Annotated in this window: 17 protein-coding genes and 1 tRNA gene; 11 read left to right on the top strand and 7 right to left on the bottom strand. The window is 69.3% G+C overall.

From position 1 onward, the window contains the following. Position 1: 1 nt before the first annotated feature. Positions 2-748 (bottom strand): hydroxyacylglutathione hydrolase, encoded by a 747-nt coding sequence (gene gloB / locus AC1DMQ_RS19095; RefSeq protein ID WP_477035137.1) that lies wholly within the window; start codon positions 746-748, stop codon positions 2-4. Positions 749-825: 77 nt separating this feature from the next. Here gloB and AC1DMQ_RS19100 point away from each other — a divergent pair, with 77 nt between their 5' ends. Continuing rightward, positions 826-1,632 (top strand): class I SAM-dependent methyltransferase, encoded by an 807-nt coding sequence (locus AC1DMQ_RS19100; protein WP_477035138.1) that lies wholly within the window; start codon positions 826-828, stop codon positions 1,630-1,632. 29 nt (positions 1,633-1,661) lie between these two features. After that, positions 1,662-2,006: a P-II family nitrogen regulator gene (locus AC1DMQ_RS19105; RefSeq protein ID WP_422178578.1), complete on the top strand. Its 345-nt coding sequence runs from the start codon at positions 1,662-1,664 to the stop codon at positions 2,004-2,006. A gap of 3 nt (positions 2,007-2,009) precedes the next feature. Here AC1DMQ_RS19105 and AC1DMQ_RS19110 read toward each other — a convergent pair whose 3' ends face one another. Beyond that, positions 2,010-3,566, bottom strand: a complete 1,557-nt coding sequence (locus AC1DMQ_RS19110; protein WP_477035139.1) for an MFS transporter — start codon at positions 3,564-3,566, stop codon at positions 2,010-2,012. Between the two features lie 92 nt (positions 3,567-3,658). Here AC1DMQ_RS19110 and AC1DMQ_RS19115 point away from each other — a divergent pair, with 92 nt between their 5' ends. Then, positions 3,659-5,194, top strand: a complete 1,536-nt coding sequence (locus tag AC1DMQ_RS19115; RefSeq protein WP_477035140.1) for a phospholipase D-like domain-containing protein — start codon at positions 3,659-3,661, stop codon at positions 5,192-5,194. Here the strand turns inward: AC1DMQ_RS19115 and AC1DMQ_RS19120 are convergent. The 3 genes from AC1DMQ_RS19120 to metX are packed head-to-tail and all read right to left on the bottom strand — an operon-like array spanning position 5,124 to position 7,746. Then, positions 5,124-5,927 (bottom strand): endonuclease/exonuclease/phosphatase family protein, encoded by an 804-nt coding sequence (locus AC1DMQ_RS19120; RefSeq protein WP_477035141.1) that lies wholly within the window; start codon positions 5,925-5,927, stop codon positions 5,124-5,126. The two genes, AC1DMQ_RS19115 and AC1DMQ_RS19120, sit on opposite strands and share 71 nt — an antisense overlap. Beyond that, complete coding sequence (gene metW, locus AC1DMQ_RS19125) at positions 5,924-6,592, bottom strand: methionine biosynthesis protein MetW (protein WP_477035142.1); 669 nt, start codon at positions 6,590-6,592, stop codon at positions 5,924-5,926. Before metW ends, AC1DMQ_RS19120 begins: the two co-directional genes overlap by 4 nt. Then, on the bottom strand, positions 6,589-7,746 hold the full coding sequence (gene metX, locus AC1DMQ_RS19130) for a homoserine O-acetyltransferase MetX (RefSeq protein WP_477035143.1): 1,158 nt from the start codon (positions 7,744-7,746) through the stop codon (positions 6,589-6,591). Before metX ends, metW begins: the two co-directional genes overlap by 4 nt. Before the next feature lie 77 nt (positions 7,747-7,823). Here metX and AC1DMQ_RS19135 point away from each other — a divergent pair, with 77 nt between their 5' ends. Genes AC1DMQ_RS19135 through AC1DMQ_RS19155 form a run of 5 tightly spaced genes read left to right on the top strand, consistent with a single transcriptional unit; the run spans position 7,824 to position 12,008 of the window. Continuing rightward, positions 7,824-8,336, top strand: a complete 513-nt coding sequence (locus AC1DMQ_RS19135; RefSeq protein ID WP_477035144.1) for a SixA phosphatase family protein — start codon at positions 7,824-7,826, stop codon at positions 8,334-8,336. Continuing rightward, on the top strand, positions 8,333-8,677 hold the full coding sequence (locus tag AC1DMQ_RS19140; protein ID WP_477035145.1) for a DUF952 domain-containing protein: 345 nt from the start codon (positions 8,333-8,335) through the stop codon (positions 8,675-8,677). Before AC1DMQ_RS19135 ends, AC1DMQ_RS19140 begins: the two co-directional genes overlap by 4 nt. Beyond that, positions 8,674-9,750: a quinone-dependent dihydroorotate dehydrogenase gene (locus tag AC1DMQ_RS19145; RefSeq protein ID WP_477035146.1), complete on the top strand. Its 1,077-nt coding sequence runs from the start codon at positions 8,674-8,676 to the stop codon at positions 9,748-9,750. The genes AC1DMQ_RS19140 and AC1DMQ_RS19145 overlap by 4 nt, the downstream gene beginning before the upstream one ends. Continuing rightward, positions 9,747-10,484 carry a TVP38/TMEM64 family protein gene (locus AC1DMQ_RS19150; RefSeq protein WP_477035147.1) on the top strand — a complete coding sequence of 246 codons (738 nt, stop codon included), beginning with the start codon at positions 9,747-9,749 and terminating at the stop codon, positions 10,482-10,484. The genes AC1DMQ_RS19145 and AC1DMQ_RS19150 overlap by 4 nt, the downstream gene beginning before the upstream one ends. A 9-nt stretch (positions 10,485-10,493) precedes the next feature. Beyond that, complete coding sequence (locus tag AC1DMQ_RS19155) at positions 10,494-12,008, top strand: sensor histidine kinase (protein WP_477035148.1); 1,515 nt, start codon at positions 10,494-10,496, stop codon at positions 12,006-12,008. A 41-nt stretch (positions 12,009-12,049) separates the two neighbouring features. Here the strand turns inward: AC1DMQ_RS19155 and ggt are convergent, their stop codons facing one another. Continuing rightward, on the bottom strand, positions 12,050-13,777 hold the full coding sequence (ggt, locus tag AC1DMQ_RS19160) for a gamma-glutamyltransferase (protein ID WP_477035149.1): 1,728 nt from the start codon (positions 13,775-13,777) through the stop codon (positions 12,050-12,052). Positions 13,778-14,006: 229 nt separating this feature from the next. Between ggt and AC1DMQ_RS19165 the strand changes: the two genes are divergently transcribed. The 3 genes from AC1DMQ_RS19165 to AC1DMQ_RS19175 all read left to right on the top strand — a co-directional run bounded on the left by AC1DMQ_RS19165 (position 14,007) and on the right by AC1DMQ_RS19175 (position 17,043). Then, a tRNA-Arg gene (locus tag AC1DMQ_RS19165) sits at positions 14,007-14,083 on the top strand. Between the two features lie 495 nt (positions 14,084-14,578). Continuing rightward, entirely contained in the window at positions 14,579-16,522 is a 1,944-nt protein-coding gene (locus AC1DMQ_RS19170) for an acyltransferase family protein (protein WP_477035150.1), read from the top strand. A gap of 137 nt (positions 16,523-16,659) precedes the next feature. Then, a complete protein-coding gene (locus tag AC1DMQ_RS19175) occupies positions 16,660-17,043 on the top strand; it encodes a DUF1244 domain-containing protein (RefSeq protein WP_477035151.1) in 384 nt (127 codons plus the stop codon). Between the two features lie 9 nt (positions 17,044-17,052). Here the strand turns inward: AC1DMQ_RS19175 and AC1DMQ_RS19180 are convergent, their stop codons facing one another. Further along, positions 17,053-17,892, bottom strand: a complete 840-nt coding sequence (locus AC1DMQ_RS19180) for an outer membrane beta-barrel protein (protein ID WP_477035152.1) — start codon at positions 17,890-17,892, stop codon at positions 17,053-17,055. Positions 17,893-18,002 lie beyond the last annotated feature (110 nt).

The raw sequence follows: 18,002 nt of genomic DNA on the forward strand, positions 1-18,002 counted from the left end.
CTCACCCCTTGAAGTCGTCCTTGGCGGCGCGAATCTCGCCGAACGCCTCCGCCGGCGCCAGATGGGGCCGCAGCAGGGGCGCGCGCAAGAACGGATTCGTCGCCTTCTCCAGGCCGATGGTGGTCGGCACGGTCGGCTCGCCGCGCTCGCGGGCGGCGAACACCGCCGCCGCGCGATCCTTGAGCACCGGTGCGTCGTCCACGGACAATGCGAAGCGGGCGTTCGAGGCGGTGTATTCGTGGGCGCAATAGACAGTGGTGTCGTCGGGCAGGGCGGTCAGCTTGGACAGCGAGCCCCACATCTGCTCGGCCGTGCCCTCGAACAACCGGCCGCAGCCCAGGGCGAACAGGGTGTCGCCGACGAAGGCGATGTGGTCGCGGGCGTCGTGATAGGCGATGTGCCCCAGGGTGTGGCCGCCGGTGTCGATCACCGCCAGCGGCGTCTCGCCCAGCATCACGGTGTCGCCCTGGCCGACGGGGCGGTCCAGCGGCGCGATGCGGGTCACCTCCTGCGGGCCGACGATGGTCGCGCCGGTCGCCGCCTGGATCGCCGCGTTGCCGCCGGCGTGATCAGGGTGCCAGTGGGTGTTGAGGATCAGGTCCAGCTTCCAGCCCAGCTTGTCCAGCTGGGCCAGGATGGCGTCGGCGTCGGGCGTGTCGATCGTCGCCGTCGTTCCCGTGGCGTCGTCGCGCACGAGAAAGCCGTAATTGTCCGACAGGCAGGGGAACTGGTGGACGGTCAGCGACATGCTCTCGACTCCGGACTGGGGCGTGACGCGAAGGGTCGGCCCGCCTACATAGATGAAGCCATCGATCGGGAGACTCAATGCGCCGCGACGTGCTCGATCTCAGAGCCTTCTACGCCAGCCCGCTCGGACGCGCGGCCCGCGAGATGCTGGGCCGCAAGGTCGAGGAGGCCTGGGGCGACGCGCGGGGACTGGACGTGTTGGGCCTGGGCTACGCCACGCCCTTCCTCGACAAGGCCCGCACCCAGGCCCGCCGGGTTGTGGCGGCCATGCCGGCCACCCAGGGCGTCGAGGTCTGGCCGAACGGCGGGGCCAACGCCGCCACCCTGGTCGAAGAGACCGCCCTGCCGTTCGCCAACGCCATGTTCGACCGCATCCTGGCCGTCCACGCCCTGGAGGAGGCCGACGACCCTGCCGCCGTCCTGCGCGAGATCTGGCGGGTCATGGCGCCGTCGGGCCGGCTGATCGTCGCCGTGGCCTCGCGCGACGGCCTGTGGGCCGGGGCCGAGAGCACGCCCTTCGGCCATGGCCGGCCGTTCAGCCGTCACCAGCTGGAGGCCCTACTGCGCGAGGCCGACCTGGAGCCCGCCGGCTGGACCCGGGCCCTCTACGCCCCGCCCATGCCGGTGGCGGCGCGCTGGGCCGAGGGGTTCGAGCAGGTCGGCGCCCGCCTGTGGCCGCGCTTCGCCGGCCTGATCCTGATGGAGGCGGTCAAGCAGACCTTCGCCGTCAAGCCGCGCGGCAGCCGTGCGCGGGTGCGGGTGTTCGCGCCGGGCGTGTTGCAGCCCTCGCCGGGCGGTCCGGCGCCTGTTCGAAAGGCGCCGCGTAATCTAAATGCCGCAAAGCCCTTGGAGCCATCGATTCCCGGGCCTAGCTTCAAGTCGTAGAACAAGCCGTCGTCAGCGGGAGCCGCGCCATGAAGATGATCGTCGCCATTATCAAGCCCAGCCGCCTTGACGCCGTGCTTGAGGCGGTCACCGAGGCGGGCGCCTCGGGCCTGACGGTCACCGAGGTTCGCGGCTACGGCCGGCAGAAGGGCAAGACCGAGGTCTATCGCGGCGCCGAGTACGAGGTGAAGCTGCTGCCGAAGGTCAAGCTGGAGATCGCCGTGGCCAACGATGTGGTCGAGCCGGTGGTCGAGGCCCTGCAGAGCACCGCCAACACCGGCAAGATCGGCGACGGCAAGGTGTTCGTCATGGACCTGGAACAGGCCCTGCGCATCCGCACCGGCGAACGCGACGCCGCGGCGATCGCGGGCTAGCCGCTACCCCTCCAGCTCCCGCAGGTCGCGTCCGCGCGTCTCGGTGCCGAACCACGCCACCAGGACCAGGGCCAGGGCCAGCGGCGCGATGATCATCAGGGCGGCGACCTTCAGCGGCGGCACGGCCGCCAGGATGCCCAGCAGCTGGGCGATCAGTCCGCCCGACTTGCTGCACGCCGCCACCCAGCCGGTGGCCCGGCCGCGAATCCGCAGCGGGAAGCTTTCGGCCGTGTAGGGCAGCAGGATGGCCAGCAGGCCGTTGGTGCCGATGATCATCAGGGCGACCGGCAGCACGGGACTGACGCCGGGGCCGATGGTCAGCACGCCGGCCACGCCCAAAGCGCTAACGGCAATCGTCGCCGCCAGCGACCACTTGGTGCTCCAGCGGCTGTACAGGAACGCGCAGACGAAGACGGTCGGGAAGGCGATCAGGGCCGACTTGGCCAGCAGCTGGCTGGAGACGCCGACGCTGTGGCCCTCGGCCACCAGTTCGGCCGGCAGCCACAGCAGCAGGCCGAAATTGACCAGGCCCCAGGCCACCGCCGCGATGCTCAGCGCCAAGGTCTTGCCGATGAAGCGCCGCTCGACCGGCGGCGGTATCAGGACGTGGTGATGATCCTCGGGCGTGTCGACCTTCTCGCGGACCACCGAGCCGAACCGCTTCATGACCGTGTGCGCGGCGTCGATGCGGCCGATGGTCATCAGGAACTTGGCGGACTCGGGGATCGCGCCGCTGAGGGCGATCAGGATCAGGCCGGTCGGCAGGTTCAGGAACCACATGATCCGCCAGCCGAACTCCGGCTGCAGCCAAGCCGAGCAGCCGGACGAGGCCAGGTAGCCCCCCACGGCCCCCAGGCCGCCGACCAGCACCAGGGCCCAGCCGCGGTGCTTGGACGGCATGGTCTCGGCCAGCAGGGCGTAGACCACCGGCAGCAGGCCCCCGGCGGCCGCGCCCATCATGAAACACATGATCACGTTCCACCAGAAATCGGGCATGGCGCCGCAGATCGAGGTGCCGACGAACATCACCGCCGACAGCAGGATCGAGGCCCGCCGCCCGAAGATGTCGGCCAGGGCGCCCCAGATGATCGAGCCGGTCACCGTGCCGCTCAGGGCGGCGAAGGGCAGCCAGGCGACCATGGACTTGCTGACGCCGTACTCCTTGATCATGCCGGGCACCACGAAGCCCAGGCTGGCCGGTTTCATGATGTCGATGATCAGGGCCACGACCAGCACCAGCATCAGCCACCAATGGGCCATGGACAGCGGGGCATCCTCCGGCGGCGTGACCTCGACGGTGTGCTCCAGGTGATGGTCGACGCCGTGCCGGGGCAGCAGGCCCCAGCCGGCCAGGGCGCAGCCGGGCGGGATGATCAGCATGCCCACCGTCATGCCCAGGTCCATCTTCATCCCGGCCAGCTGGTAGCCGATGTCGGCGCCCATCAGGTACATCGGCACGTGCAGCACGACGCCCGCCGTGACCACCAGGCAACCCAGCCAGAAGGCCCACAGGCGCTTGCGGTCGGCGAGGACGTGATGGGCGGGCGTCTGGGCTGTCATGGGCGTCCAACAAACATGCGCGAGAGTTCTATCCAAGCGGAGCCATAACATGGGTCCGTGCGTTGACGAATTTCCATGGCACAAGGAGCGACATGGCCGACGACGCATCCTCGCTGACCTCCGCTTCGCTTCTCCGCCCGGGCGCCACCTGCTGGCGCGTGGAGCAGGCCGACCGGCTGGCGCTGTTCATCGACAACGACGAGGCGTTCGACGCCCTGAAGTCCATTCTGCTGTCGGCCCGGAAGTCGATCTGGATCCTGGCCTGGGTGTTCGATCCGCTGACCCGGCTGGACCCCGACCGGGTGCGCAAGAGCCGCGACCCGGCCCATGTCGACCGCATCGGCCTGCTGCTGCGTCGCCAGGCGGCGCTGAACCCCGGGCTCGACGTGCGGATCCTGGTCTGGGACATGCCGTTCCCGATCGCCGCCTCGCAGCTGTTCGGCCCGCATCGCGGCCAGGTGTTCTTCACCGGCTCGCGGGTGAAGTACCACCTGGACAACACCCTGCCGGCCAGCGCCTGCCATCACCAGAAGGTGGTCGTGGTCGACGGCTCGGTGGCCCTGGTCAGCGGCGGCGACATCGGCGTCGACCGCTGGGACACCACCCAGCACCTGGACAACGATCCGCGACGTCGCCTGCCGACCGGCCATCACTATCCGGCTCGGCACGAAGTGGCGGCCCTGGTCGACGGCAAGGCCGCCGAGGCCCTCGGCGACCTGTTCATCGCCCGCTGGCAGCGGTCGACCGGCGAGGCGCTTGAGCGCTCGGCGAAGCCCGAGGAGGCGCCCTGGCCGGACTATCTGATCCCCGACCTGCGCAACGCGCCCGTCGCGATCTGCCGCACCCAGCCGGCCTGGAAGGACGACCCCGAGATCAACGAGACGATGCTGATGCACCTGGCCAGCATCAAGGCGGCCAAGCGGCTGGTCTATCTGGAGAACCAGTACCTGACCTCGCCGATCATCGTCGAAGCCCTGGCCGACCGCCTGGCCGAGCCGGACGGTCCCGAGGTGGTCACCGTCGGCCCCGCCCACAGCCCCAGCTATTTCGACCAGATGACCATGGACAGCGCCCGCACCTCGGCGATCAACCGCCTGCGCGAGACCGACGTCCACGGCCGCTTCTCGGCCTTCAGCGCCCGCACGCCCAAGGGCGCGGCGATCATCGTCCACTCCAAGGTGGCGATCATGGACGACCGCATGCTGCGGCTGGGGTCGGCGAACCTGAACAACCGCTCGATCGGCCTGGACACCGAGTGCGACATCGCCTTCGAGGGCGTGGACGAGACCAGCCGGTCGGCGATCCGCGCCTTCCTGGGCCGGCTGATCGGCCACTTCCTCGATCACGAGACCGAGCACGTGCTCGAGACCTACGACCGCCTGGGCGGGCTGGCGGCGACGATCAACGAACTGGATCGCAGGGGCGGCCTGCCGCGCCGCCTGGCGCCGGTGCCGATCAAGTCGCTGACGGGCGTCCAGCAGTTCATCGCCGACTGGAGCCTGGGCGACGCCATCTCGCCGATCGACGCCTGGCGGCCCTGGGGCCGCCGCAAGCGCCTCAAGCGCGAGCTGCACCGTCTGATGGACGATCACCAGTCGCCGATCCTGCCGGATCACCTGCAGGACTGATCTCCAGGTCGATCACCAGCGGCAGGTGGTCGGAGGCGGTCCGCGCCAGGGCGCCGTAGGGCGAGCGCACCCCGACCGTTTCGACGCCCTTGGTCAGGAAGACGTGGTCGATGCGCATGAACGGGAAGTTCGACGGGAAGGTCGCGGTCGGAGCCTGGCGCCACGTGGCGGTGGGGGCCTGGGCGTCGCGCAGGGCGGCCTTCAGCAGGCGATAGGTGGCCGAATAGGGCGTGGCGTTGAAGTCGCCCAGCAGGATGCCCGGAGCCTTCCAGGCGTCGTGGGTGATCCAGCCCTCGCCCAGCAGGGCGGCGGCCTGCCGCTTCTGTTCCTGGGGCACGAGACCCAGGTGGGTGTTGATGATCTGCACCGGCGTGCCGCCGACGTCGACGGTGATCCAGATCGCGCCCCGCGGCTCCAGGCCGGGGATCAGCGGATACAGCGGCAGGCCGCCGGCCTTGACCTTCTTCTCCGGCAGGGCGGTCAGGATGGCGTCGCCGTAGAGCTCTTCCTCCACGGCCATGGCCGGATGGAAATGCGAGCGCATCTTCAGCAGTTCGGCGAGGCGATGGGCCTGGTCCACGCCCTTGGTGCGGGCCCGGCGGACGTCCAGTTCCTGAAGCGCCACCACGTCGGCGTTTTCCGCAGCGATGACCTCGGCCACACGCTCGACGTCGAGCTTGCGATCCGTGCCCACGCAACGGTGGACATTGTAGGTCATGAGACGAAGCTTCATCCGTCGAAGAGATCGCCTGAAGGGGCTGGAGGTTCCGCCTCCGACGCGGCGCCGGCGGGCGCGGGATTGCGGCTGAGCATGAACAGGCAGGTTTCCGCCCGCCAGTTCTCGAGGGTCCTGGTCGGGTCGATCTGCCGGGCCGGGCCGTTGCCCGCGAAGGCGGCGCAGGCGTCGATGCGGACGTCGAGGTCCTCGGTCAGGGCCAAGAAGTCGGCCAGGGTGCACAGATGGATGTTGGGCGTCGCCCACCACGGCAGGGGCAGGGCCTCGGTCTCGGGCATCCGTCCGCGATGCAGCAGCGACCAGCGCACCCGCCAGTGGCCGAAGTTGGGGAACGACACCACGGCGCGGTCGGCGATCCGCAGCAGCTCGTCCAGCACATGGCGCGGCCGGCGGGTGGCCTGCAGGGTCTGGGACAGCACCGCGTAGTCGAAGGTGCGGTCGGGGAAGTGGTCCAGGTCCTGGTCGGCGTCGCCCTGCACCACCGACAGGCCGCGCGACATGCAGGCGGCCACGCCGGCGGCGCTGATCTCCAGCCCGCGGCCGTCGACCTGCTTTTCCTGGGTCAGCAGGTCCAGCAGGACGCCTTCGCCGCAGCCGACGTCCAGCACGCGGGAGCCTGGGCGGACGAGGCGCAGGATCTCCTTGAAGTCTTCGCGGATCATTTGGAGAGCCCCCGCTCCCGTTCCACCGAGCTCAGGAAACCCTGCAGCGCCGCGTCCATCACCGGCTCGTCCAGCAGGAAGGCGTCGTGGCCCTTGTCGCTCTCGATCTCGACGAAGGCGGCGCGGCAGCCGGCGGCGGTCAGGGCGCGGACGATGTGGCGGTTCTCGGCGGTCGGGTACAGCCAGTCGCTGGTGAACGACAGCACGCAGAAGCGCACGTTGCGCGCCCCGGCGAAGGCCTGGGCCAGCACCCCGCCATGGCTGGCGGCCAGGTCGAAATAGTCCATCGCCCGGGTGATGTAGAGGTACGAGTTGGCGTCGAAGCGGTCGACGAAGCTGGCCCCCTGGTGGCGCAGATAGCTTTCCACCTGGAAGTCGGCGTCGAAGCCCCACGACAGGCCGTCGCGCTGCAGCTCGCGGCCGAACTTCCGCTGCAGGGCCGGCTCGGACAGATAGGTGATGTGGGCGGCCATCCGCGCGACGGCCAGGCCCTTTTCCGGACGCGACTTGCCCTGGGCGTAGGCCCCGGCCTTCCAGTCGGGGTCGGCCATGATCGCCTGGCGGCCCACCTCGTGGAAGGCGATGTTCTGGGCCGAATGGCGCGAGGCCGAGGCGACGATCACCGCGCTGAACATCTTGTCCGGATAGTCGGCCGCCCACTGCTGGACCTGCATGCCGCCCATCGAGCCGCCGATCACGGCCAGCAGGCTCTCCACGCCCAGCGCCTCGACCAGCATGGCCTGGGCCCGCACCATGTCGGCGATGGTGATCACCGGGAAGCTCAGGCCGTAGGGCTTGCCGGTGGCCGGATTGATCGAGGCGGGGCCGGTCGAGCCCGAGCAGCCGCCGATCACGTTGGAGCAGATGATGAAATGCCGGGCCGGATCGACCGGCTGGCCAGGGCCGACCAGGCGCGTCCACCAGCCGGCCTTGCCGCTGACGGGGTGGGTTCCGGCCACGTGCTGGTCCAGGCTCAGGGCGTGGCAGATCAGGACCGCGTTGGTCCCGTCCTCGTTCAGCGTGCCCCAGGTGCGGTACGCGATCTCCAGATTTTCCAGGGTCGCGCCGGAGTCGAGCCGCAAAGGTTGCTGGGCCGGGAACCGCCAGGTTCCGCCCTCCGAAAGCACAGCCCCGGCGAAATCGAGATTTGCCATGCCCGCCTTGGACCGCTTGGCGACTTCTGTGTCAACCGCGCGCTTCCGGAGCGCTCCGGTGAAGGCTATGGAGGATCATGGACCGACTGATCCTCATGCGCCACGGCAAGGCCGAGCAGCACGCCGCTTCGGGCGGCGATTTCGAGCGCGCCCTGGCGCCGCGAGGCCAGAACGACGCCGCCTTGATGGGCAAGGTGCTGGCCAAGGCCGACCTGTCGCCGGATCTGGCCCTGGTCTCCTCGGCCCGCCGCACCCGCGAGACCTGGGAGGCGGCGGCCCCGGCCTTCCCCAAGACGCGCGTCGAAACGCGCCGCGACCTCTATCACGCCGAGGCCCAGGACCTGCTGGCGGCGATTCGCGAGGACGCGCCCGACAGCGGAACCGTCATGGTCGTGGGCCACAATCCCGGACTCCACGAGCTGGCCCTGCGCCTGGCCATGGGCGGTCCGGCCGATCCCGCCAAGCTGGCTCAGCTGCGCGGCAAGTTCCCCACCGCGACGGTCGCGGTGTTTTCGATCGACGCCGATGGAGCCCCGACCTTGAGCCACCTGTTCTATGCATCGGAAAACGGCGGACACGGCGGCGAATGAGCAAGATCTACAAGATCCTTTCCAAGGCCGAGTGGGGCGCCGCCCGCGCCGCCGGAGCCTTCGCCGGCTCGGCGGTCGACCTGGCCGACGGCTTCATCCACTTCTCCGGCCATGACACCGCCCAGCGGACGGCCCAGCTGTACTTCAAGGGCCAGGTCGGCCTGATGCTGCTGACCGTCGAGGCCGATGACCTGGGCGAGGCCCTGAAATGGGAGGCTTCGCGCGACGGGGCCCTGTTCCCGCACCTGTTCCGCGACCTGAAGGTCGACGAGGTGATCGCCGAGCGGGCGCTCGAGCTCGACGCCGACGGCGTGCCGATGCTGGGCGAGCTGCCGGCATGAGCCTTCACGACATCGCCGCCCGCGCCTTGCACGCGCTGGATCCCGAGGACGCCCACGGCTGGGCGATCAAGGGCCTGAAGATGGGCCTGGGGCCGCGCCAGACCGACGTCGACGACCCGATCCTGGCCTGTACGATCGCCCACCTGCCGCTGTCCAACTGCGTGGGCCTGGCCGCCGGCTTCGACAAGAACGCCGAGGTTCCCGCCGCCATGTCCCAGGCCGGTTTCGGCTTCGTGGAGTGCGGCACCGTCACGCCCCTGGCCCAGGACGGCAACCCGCGCCCGCGCCTGTTCCGGCTGACCGAAGACCAGGCGGTGATCAACCGCATGGGCTTCAACAACGAGGGGCTGGAGCCGTTCGCCGCCCGCCTGTCGGCCCTGAAAACCCGCCGGGCCAGCGGCGGCCGCGCGCCGATCGTCGGGGCCAATATCGGGGCCAACAAGGACGCGACCGACCGCATCGCCGACTATGTCACCGGCCTGACGCGGCTGTGGGGCCTGTCGGACTATTTCACCGTCAACATCTCCTCGCCCAACACGCCGGGCCTGCGCGCCCTGCAGACCAAGGCCGCGCTGGAGGAGTTGTTGGGCAAGATCGCCGAGGCGCGGGGCCTGCTGAAGGCGGCCGGCACGGTCGACTATCCTATCTTCCTGAAGGTCGCGCCCGACCTGGAGGACGGCGAGGTCGAGGCCATCGTCGAGACGGTCGCGGCCAACGGCCTGAACGGCATCATCGTCAGCAACACCACCATCGCCCGCCCGGCCGACCTGGCCTCGCCCCAGAAGGGCGAGAGCGGCGGCCTTTCCGGCAAGCCGCTGCTGACCGCCTCCACGGCCATGCTGGCCCGCTTCCATGCGGCCAACCACAGTCACCTGGCGCTGATCGGCGCGGGCGGGATCGCCACGGGCGCCGACGCCCTGGCCAAGATCCGCGCCGGGGCCTGCGCGGTGCAGCTATATTCGGCCCTGGTCTATGGCGGGCCGGGCCTGGTCCAGCGGATCAAGACCGACCTGGCCGCCCGGCTGCGCGCCGAGGGCTTCGCCTCGGTCACCGACGCGGTCGGCGCTGGATGACGCCCGACACCACCCTGGCCTGGCTGCGGCGGTTCGGACCGCTGGCCGCCTTGCTGATCCTGCTGGTCGTGGCCCTGACCACGGGCCTGGCGGGGCGGCTCAACCTGGAAACCCTCCAGGCCCAGGGCCAGGCCCTGCAGACCTACGCCGCGGCCAATCCGCTGAAGACGGCGGTGATCTATATCCTGATCTACGTGGCCACGGTGTCGATCTCGCTGCCGGGCGCCCTGATCCTGTCCCTGACCGGCGGTTTCCTGTTCGGACCGATCGGCGGCGGGGCGGCGGCGGTGACCGGGGCGACCGGCGGCTCGACCGTGGTCTATCTGGTCTGCCGGACGGCCTTCGGCGACTTCCTGCGCAGGAAGCCCGGCGCCTTGCTGGCGCGGGTCGAGGAGGGGTTCAAGGCCGACGCCTTCTCCTACCTGCTGACGCTGCGCCTGATCCCGGCCTTCCCGCTGCTGCTGGTCAATGTCGCCTCGGGCCTGATGAACATCCCGGTGCGCACCTATCTACTGGCCTCGTTCCTGGGGATGGTGCCCAGCTCGTTCGTCTACGCCGGCATCGGCGCTGGCCTGGGCCACATCTTCGCCAGCGGCGAGCCGGTGACGATGCACACCCTGTTCTCGCCGCGCATCTATCTGCCGATCGCGGCGATGGGCGGGCTGGCCCTGTTGCCGCCCCTGTGGCGCTATTGGCGACGCCGACGCGTTGCCGAAGCCCCAGACCTGAAGTAACCCAGACAGATGACCGAGCCGGTCACGCCGTCCGTTCCGGAAAATGCCAAGCCAGGGCGTCGCTTCCCGTGGCCTGGAGGCCTGTCGGCGCGTCTGCTGCTGCTGACCGCCCTGTTCGTGGCCATCGCCGGCGCCCTGATCCTGCCCCCCGCCCTGGCCGACTTCGAGAAGCAGTGGCTGCTGGACCGCGTGCGGGCCGCCGAACTGGCCTCGACCATCGCCGACGCCGACCCCGAGCGACGGGTGACCGACAAGGTCTCCCAGCAGCTTCTGGACCAGGCCGGGGTGGTGATCGTGGCCCTGGAGGTTGACGGCGCCCGTCGCCTCGTCCTGCCCGCCGAGCCGCGCGGCCTGCGGATCAAGACGCCCTATCTGGTCGACCTGCGCCGGCAGAACTCCGGCTCCTGGCTGGCCGCCCCGTTCTTCACCCTGAAGAGCGCGCCCGGCAGCATGGTGCGGGTGATGGCCGAGCCGCGCTTCCGCCAGGAGGCCGAGTTCGTCGAGATCGTCCTGCCCGACGCCCCCCTGAAGGCGCAGCTGGTCGCCACCCTGGGGCGGCTGGCCGGGGTGACGCTGTTCGTCGCCGGCCTGGCCGGAGGGCTGATCTATCTGTCGCTGAACTTCCTGCTGGTGCGCCCCATGCAGCGCATCACCCAGGCCATGGAGCGGTTCCGCGCCGATCCCGAGGATCCGGCCGCCCGGGTCGTGGTCTCGCGGCGCCGCGACGAGATCGGTCGGGCGGAGCGCGAGCTCGACATGATGCAGTCCGACCTGATCACCGCCCTGCAGGCCAAGGCTCGCCTGGCCGCCCTGGGCGAGGCGGTGGCCAAGATCAATCACGACCTGCGCAACATGCTGACCAGCGCCCAGATGGCGTCCGACCGCCTGGCCGCCCTGGGCGATCCCAAGGTGGCCCAGGCCCTGCCGCGCCTCGAACGGGCCCTGGACCGCGCCATCACCCTGGCCAGCGACGTCATGGCCTATGGCAAGTCCAAGGAGCCGGCCCCGGCCCTGCGCACCACGCCGCTACGCGCCGCTCTGGACATGGCCGCCGAGGACTCCGGCCTGCAGCCCTCCGGCGTGGCCCTGGAGACCGTGATCGACAACCGCGAGCAGGTGGTGGCCGATCCGGACCAACTGCACCGCATCCTGACGAACCTGCTGCGCAACGCTCGCGAGGCGATCGAGGGCGCGCCCGACCGGGGCGGCAAGGGCCGCGTGTTCGTCGAACTGCGCCGGGTCGAGGGCATGAGCGTCCTGCGGCTGTCCGACGATGGTCCGGGCGTGCCGGAGAAGGCGCGCAACAACCTCTTCCAGCCGTTCGTGGGTTCGGTGCGGCGCGGAGGCACGGGCCTGGGCCTGGCCATCGCCCGCGAGCTGGCCCAGGGCCACGGCGGCGACCTGGCCCTGGTCGAGACCGGTCCGGGCGGCTCGGTCTTCGACCTGACCCTGACGGGAACCCCCGAACCGCTGCCGGAAGCTCCGCCCGAACCGGCGAAGCCCAAGGCCAGGTCGAAGCCCTAGTTTCTGCTTTCCCTCCCCACGAGGGGGAGGGAAGGGCGTCTCTACAGCCCCTTCGCAACCCCCTCGCGCCGGGGATCTGCCCCGCCTTCAAGCACGCCGCCCGGCCGCACGATCACGCCGTGCAGGCCCGAGGTCTCGTTCTGGCCGGTGCGGATCGCCACGCCGCGCGCCTGCAGCGCCGCGGTCATCTCCGGTCCGAACTTCTCGACGTCGGCCGAGAAGCTGTCGCCGCGCGCCACCAGGTTGGGCAGGTTGATCGCCTGCTGCATGGTCAGGCCCCAGTCGAACACCCCGACCATGGCTTTCAGATTGTAGGACAGGATCGCCGAGCCGCCGGGCGAGCCCACGGCGGCCAGGAACTTGCCGTCCTTGTCCAGCACGACGATCGGCACCATCGACGAGCGCGGCCGCTTGCCGCCGGCCACAGCGTTGGCGCCGGGGACGCCGTCCGGGTCGTTGGGCGCGAAGTTGAAGTCGGTCAGTTGGTTGTTGAGGAAGAAGCCGCCGACCATCCGGCCCGAGCCGAACACGCTCTCGACCGTGGTGGTCATCGACACCACGTTGCCCATCGGATCGACGATGACCATGTGGGTCGTGCCCGCCGGCTCCTGGGTCTTGTCGGGGCCGACGACCGGCGCGCCCTTGGGCTGGCCGAAGCTCGGCGCCGGTCCGGCGGTCTCGCCGATCAGCTTGGCGCGCTCGGCGACATAGGCCGGATCCAGCAGGCCCTCGACGGGCACCTTCACGAACGAGGGATCGCCGACATAGCGGTCGCGGTCGGCGTACATCACGCGCTCGGCCTCGGCGAGCAGGGTCCAGGCCACCGGGTCGGTCGGCCCGCGCTTGGCGATGTCGGTGTGCTCCAGCATCATCAGCGCCTGGATCACCGACACGCCGCTCGACTGCGGATTGGGCACGCAGACGGTGTAGACCTTCCACGGACGGCACAGGGCGTCGGCCGAGCGCGGCTCGTAGGCCTTCAGGTCGGCCAGGGTCATGCTGGAGGGCAGGTCGCCCTGGTGCAGCCGGTCGACGATCTTCTGGGCCAGGGGGCCCTCGTAGAGGGCGCTGGAGCCCTTGGCGGCCAGGTCGCGCAGGGTGGCGGCGTAGGCGGGGTTCTTCAGGGTGTCGCCGGCCTGGTAGCGCTGGCCGTTCGGCTTGGTGAAATAGGCGATCACGTCCGGCGCGGTGTTCTGCGGGATGCGCGGGCTGTTGATCATGCCGGCCAGGCGCGGACTGACGGTGAAGCCGTTGTCGGCCAGGCCCTCGGCGTCCTTGAACAGCGTGTTCCAGGCGGCCTTGCCGTGCTCCTTCTGGGCCTGGGCCAGCATGCCCACGGCTCCCGGCACGCCGGTCGAGCGGCCCGACAGCACGGCGATCACGAAGTTCAGCGGCTTGCCGTCGGGACCCAGGAACAGCTGCGGGGTCGCCCCCTGCGGCGCCTTCTCGCGACCGTCATAGGCGGTCACCTTGCCGGTCTTGGCGTCGTAGAAGACCATGAACGCGCCGCCGCCCAGGCCCGAGCTCTGCGGCTCGACCAGGCTCAGCACGGACTGCACCGCCACCGCCGCGTCCACCGCCGTGCCGCCGTCGCGCAGCACCCGCAGGCCCGCCTCGACCGCCAGGGGATTGGCCGCCGCCACCATGCCGCTAGGCTTGTAGGCCGGCGCCGAGGCGGGGGCTGGAGCCGCCGCGGGCGGCCGGGCCTCGGCCGAGAGCGGCGCGCAGCCGGCGAGCAGGGCGAGGAGCAGCGGGGTAATCAGGCGCATGGCGAACTTTCGTCGAAGGACTCTGGTCACATGAGCCCTGGTCACGGAAACGGGGAGCGCGCCGTGGCGATCCCCACGCGGCCAAGGTCGTTCCTTCAAGAAGGGAGCGGAGCCTTGCGGGTCAAGGCCTGGAAGCCCTTCTCCACAAACTTCGCGCGTTCTGCATCAAAAGGCGCTTGCGTCCCCGGATGGTCCGGGCTATCTCCCCCGCCTCGCCGAAAGGCAGTGCGCGCCCGTAGCTCAGCTGGATAGAGCATCAGACTACGAATCTGAGGGTCGGACGTTCGAATCGTTCCGGGCGCGCCATTTCGGTCTAGAGCCGAGAACCTCCAGAATTGCAGACCGGTCGCCGCCTGCAGCGGCCGATGTCCGAAGCGGTTCGGTCCCTTTTCCCACGATCTTGATCTCGGCGGCGGACAGCGTGTCCACGCGGTGACTTTCGGCGTCGGTCGCGTTGATCTGGGTGGTCTAGATTGTCCCGATCGCCGGACGGTGGGCAAATCCTAGGTTGTACAGGCGCCCGCCTTTGTTCGTCCTGGACTTCAACAGATCGGCTCGCCCCAAAGGGGAATGTCTTCCTGTTTTGCAAAGGCGGAGATCAGCTTTTCGCCGTCGGTTCGCGCCACGGATCTAAATCTCGGAATATTGAAAGATCGGGCGGCGCGCTGCTGGCGTCGAAGCTTGACTTGTGCGACGCACAATATCGGGAAGCTCGGGGGATAGACGACTATGCGAATGGACTGGGGGGGCGCCTTACTGCCGGAGCTAACGCCGGCGGAGCCTGGCGACCGGAAGCAGAAGGTGAAGTATCGCCCCGACATCGACGGCCTTCGAGCACTGGCCGTGGTCCCGGTCGTTCTGTTCCACGCAGGCATGTCGGGGATTTCCGGCGGCTTCGTGGGCGTGGATGTGTTCTTCGTCATTTCCGGCTTCCTGATCTCGCAGATCATCGCCACGGAGATCGGGGAGAACCGCTTCAGCCTCGCGCGGTTCTACGAGCGCCGTGTCCGGCGCATCCTGCCGGCGTTCCTCTTCGTCGCCGCGATCACCTGCCTGGCCTCTTTCGCCCTGTTGCTGCCGGAGGATCTGGCGCGATTTGGCGATAGTCTCGTGGCGGCCGCGCTCTCGGGCTCGAACGTCCTGTTCTGGCTCGAAAGCGGCGACTATTTCGCGAACAAGTCGGACCTGAAGCCCCTTCTCCACACCTGGTCCCTGGGTGTGGAAGAGCAGTTCTATGTCGTCTTTCCCCTGCTTCTGCTCGCCGTCAGCCGCCTTCGCGGCTGGCGATTCCTCAAGCCCGTCGTCGTCGTCGGACTTGTCCTGTCGCTGGCCCTGTCGATCTACGCGACCGACCACTACAGCATCGCGGCCTTCTACCTCCTGCCCGCGCGGGCCTGGGAGCTGCTGGCCGGGACGCTGCTGGCCATCGGCGTCGTGCCGCCGCTGACACGCCGCCTGTACGCCGAGATCGTCTCGGCGCTGGGCCTGGCCGCCATCGTCGCGAGCGTCCTGCTGTTCAACGACACCACGCCCTTTCCGGGCTGGGCGGCGATCGCGCCGGTGGCCGGGGCCGCGATGATCATCCATGCGGGAAGCGCGTCGACACAGACGCTGGTGGGTCGCCTTCTGGCCACCGCGCCCCTGCGGTGGATCGGCCTAATCAGCTTCTCGCTCTACCTGTGGCACTGGCCGCTGATCGTCTTCACGAAGTACTATTTCATCGAACCGAACCCCGGCCTGATGGCCGCGGTCGTCGTGCTGTCGTTTGCCCTGGCCTATCTCACCTGGCGTTTTGTCGAGCAGCCGCTGCGCCACGCCAAGCCGGGCGGCTCTCCTCGTGGAGCCCTGGTCGTCGGCGCGGCCGCCCTTGCCGTCGCGGCGTGCACGGGCGCCGTCCTGGCTAAGACCGGCGGCTTCGCCGGACGCATTTCGCCGGAGATCGTCCGGTTTTCGGAAAAGGCCACGCACCAGGGCCCGCGCCGTGACTGCGGGTTCGCTTTCGACAAGAAGCGAACGGTCGACACGCTCTGCGTCCTCGGCGCGCCCGGCGTCGCGCCGACCTTCCTGGTGGTCGGCGACAGCCATGCCGACGCGATGGCGGCCGCCGCGTTCGAGGCGGGCGCCGGTGTCGGCCAATCCGGCTATCAGATCTCGGCGACCGGCTATCGGCCGGTCCTGGGCTATCGCAAACGCGGCGAGCCGGAGAAGTACGCCTACCTCAATCCACTGGTCGTGAAGCTGCTCGACACCCATCCGGAGGTCCGCGAGGTCATCGTGGTCGTCTACTGGAAGGCGGCGACGGTGACGGACGACTATATCGACGCCCAAGGCCGTCGCATCGCGGGCGATGTCGCGATGTCGCGCGGCCTGAACGCGCTGATCGATCGATATCCCGACCGGCGCTTCCTGGTGACCACGTCCACGGCCGACTCGTTCAGCTTCGGAGGTCACCCGGCCGCGCGCGCCCGGATGTTCCACCAGCCCTTCGACCCGCGGATCCCCCGCGAGACGTTCGACGCCTCCCGCGCGGCCTACGGCGACGTCCTGACCCAACTCGCGGCCAAGCCCAATGTGACGATGATGGATCTGGCGGCCCGCACCTGCGACGCGGCCTACTGCCATGGACAGCTTGACGGTCAGCTTCTGTACACCGACGACAACCACCTGTCGTTCGCGGCGAGCCGACTGTTCGTCGGGGAGCTTTCGGCGTTCCTGAAGAACAGGCCGGCCGACGGGCGGCGATAGTCGTCATCCACGTGCCGGGCCCGCGCCTCCGCGCCGGCCCGGCACGCTTGGGACAGGCCTGCGCCATGTCCTGGCTGTTGCCGATCCGGCCGTGAGCCGCCAAATGGTGGTGCAGGACAAATCCCGGACGAGCCGCCATGACCACACCGATCGACGACCGTCTCGCCGCCGCCGCCTTCCACAGGCTGGTCGAGCATCTGCGCCTGCGGACCGACGTCCAGAACGTCGACCTGATGGGCATGGCGGGGTTTTGCCGCAACTGCCTGGGGGACTGGGTGAGCGAGGCCTCGGAGGGCGCGCTGAGCCGGGACCAGGCCCGCGAGGCTATCTACGGCATGCCGCAGTCCGACTGGCAGTCGCGCCACCAGGGACCGGCGACTCCCGAGCAGTTGGCCCGCATGGAGGCCAGCGTGGCGCTCAACGAACGCCTGCGCGCCGAGCGGGAGGCCAAGCTGGACGAGGCGCTGGAGGACAGCTTTCCGGCCAGCGATCCGCCGGCCATGACCGAGCCGGGACGCTAGGACGGGCGGCTAGAAGGCGGCCTGCAGGAAGATGGCGGGGCCCTTGAACTTGTAGGCCACCTCGCCGTTCCAGCGGTCCTTCTCGATGTCCAGGTCGTAGTCGACATAACGGTACATCACGCCGACCCCGACGTTCTTGAACAGGCGATACGACGCCCGCGCCTCGGCGTTGATCAGGCGGCCGTCGTAGTCCGACACCTTCAGCGACAGGTAATCGACCCGTCCGCCCAGCGACAGCCTGGGGGTCACTTGGTAAGCGCCGAACAGACCCACCGTCGGCAGGGGCGCGAGGGCGTCGCGCTTGCGGTTCTGGGTCTGGACCGCGGCGGAGCCGATGTGACCCTGACCTTCGAGGGCGACCGAGAACTGGGTGGCGTGCAGGCCGAGCGCCACGCCCAGATCGGCCTTGTCGTTGCGGATGAAGGAATAGCCGACCGCCAGGCGATAGACGTCTGTGTCGAACTCGCTGGAGATGGTCGCCCCGGCCGGGAAGGTGACGTCGTCGAAGACGATGTCCCGGTTGGCGCTGGCCGAGGCGCTGCGGTTGAGGGCGTAGTACTCGCCGATGATCGACCAGTGGTCGCCGAACCGTGCGCCGGCGAAGAAGGCCGGAAGGGACTTGCGATCCTTCAGCTTGAGATCGGATTCAAGGTCGATCTCGGTGCCGATCACGCCGCCGTTGCCCTCGACCCTGACCGTGGTGTCGATGTCCGGCCAGAAGGCCTGGGCCTCCAGCCAGTAGCGGTCCTCGATGTTCTGGGCCTGAGCGGATGAGGCGAAGGCGACGAAGGCTGCTCCGACCGCCGCCCCCGACGTCAGGAAGCAGCACTTCGTGGACGATCGGGCCATGGGGTCTCTCCGCGTGTACCCGTCAAGCTGCTCGTGGAAGCGCCGCGAACCAATCGGGAGAATTCTCAATTCGCCCGTGGATTTTACATTAGTGCGGATCAGGTTTGTCT

It is taken from the genome of Caulobacter sp. 05L422 (assembly GCF_056397765.1).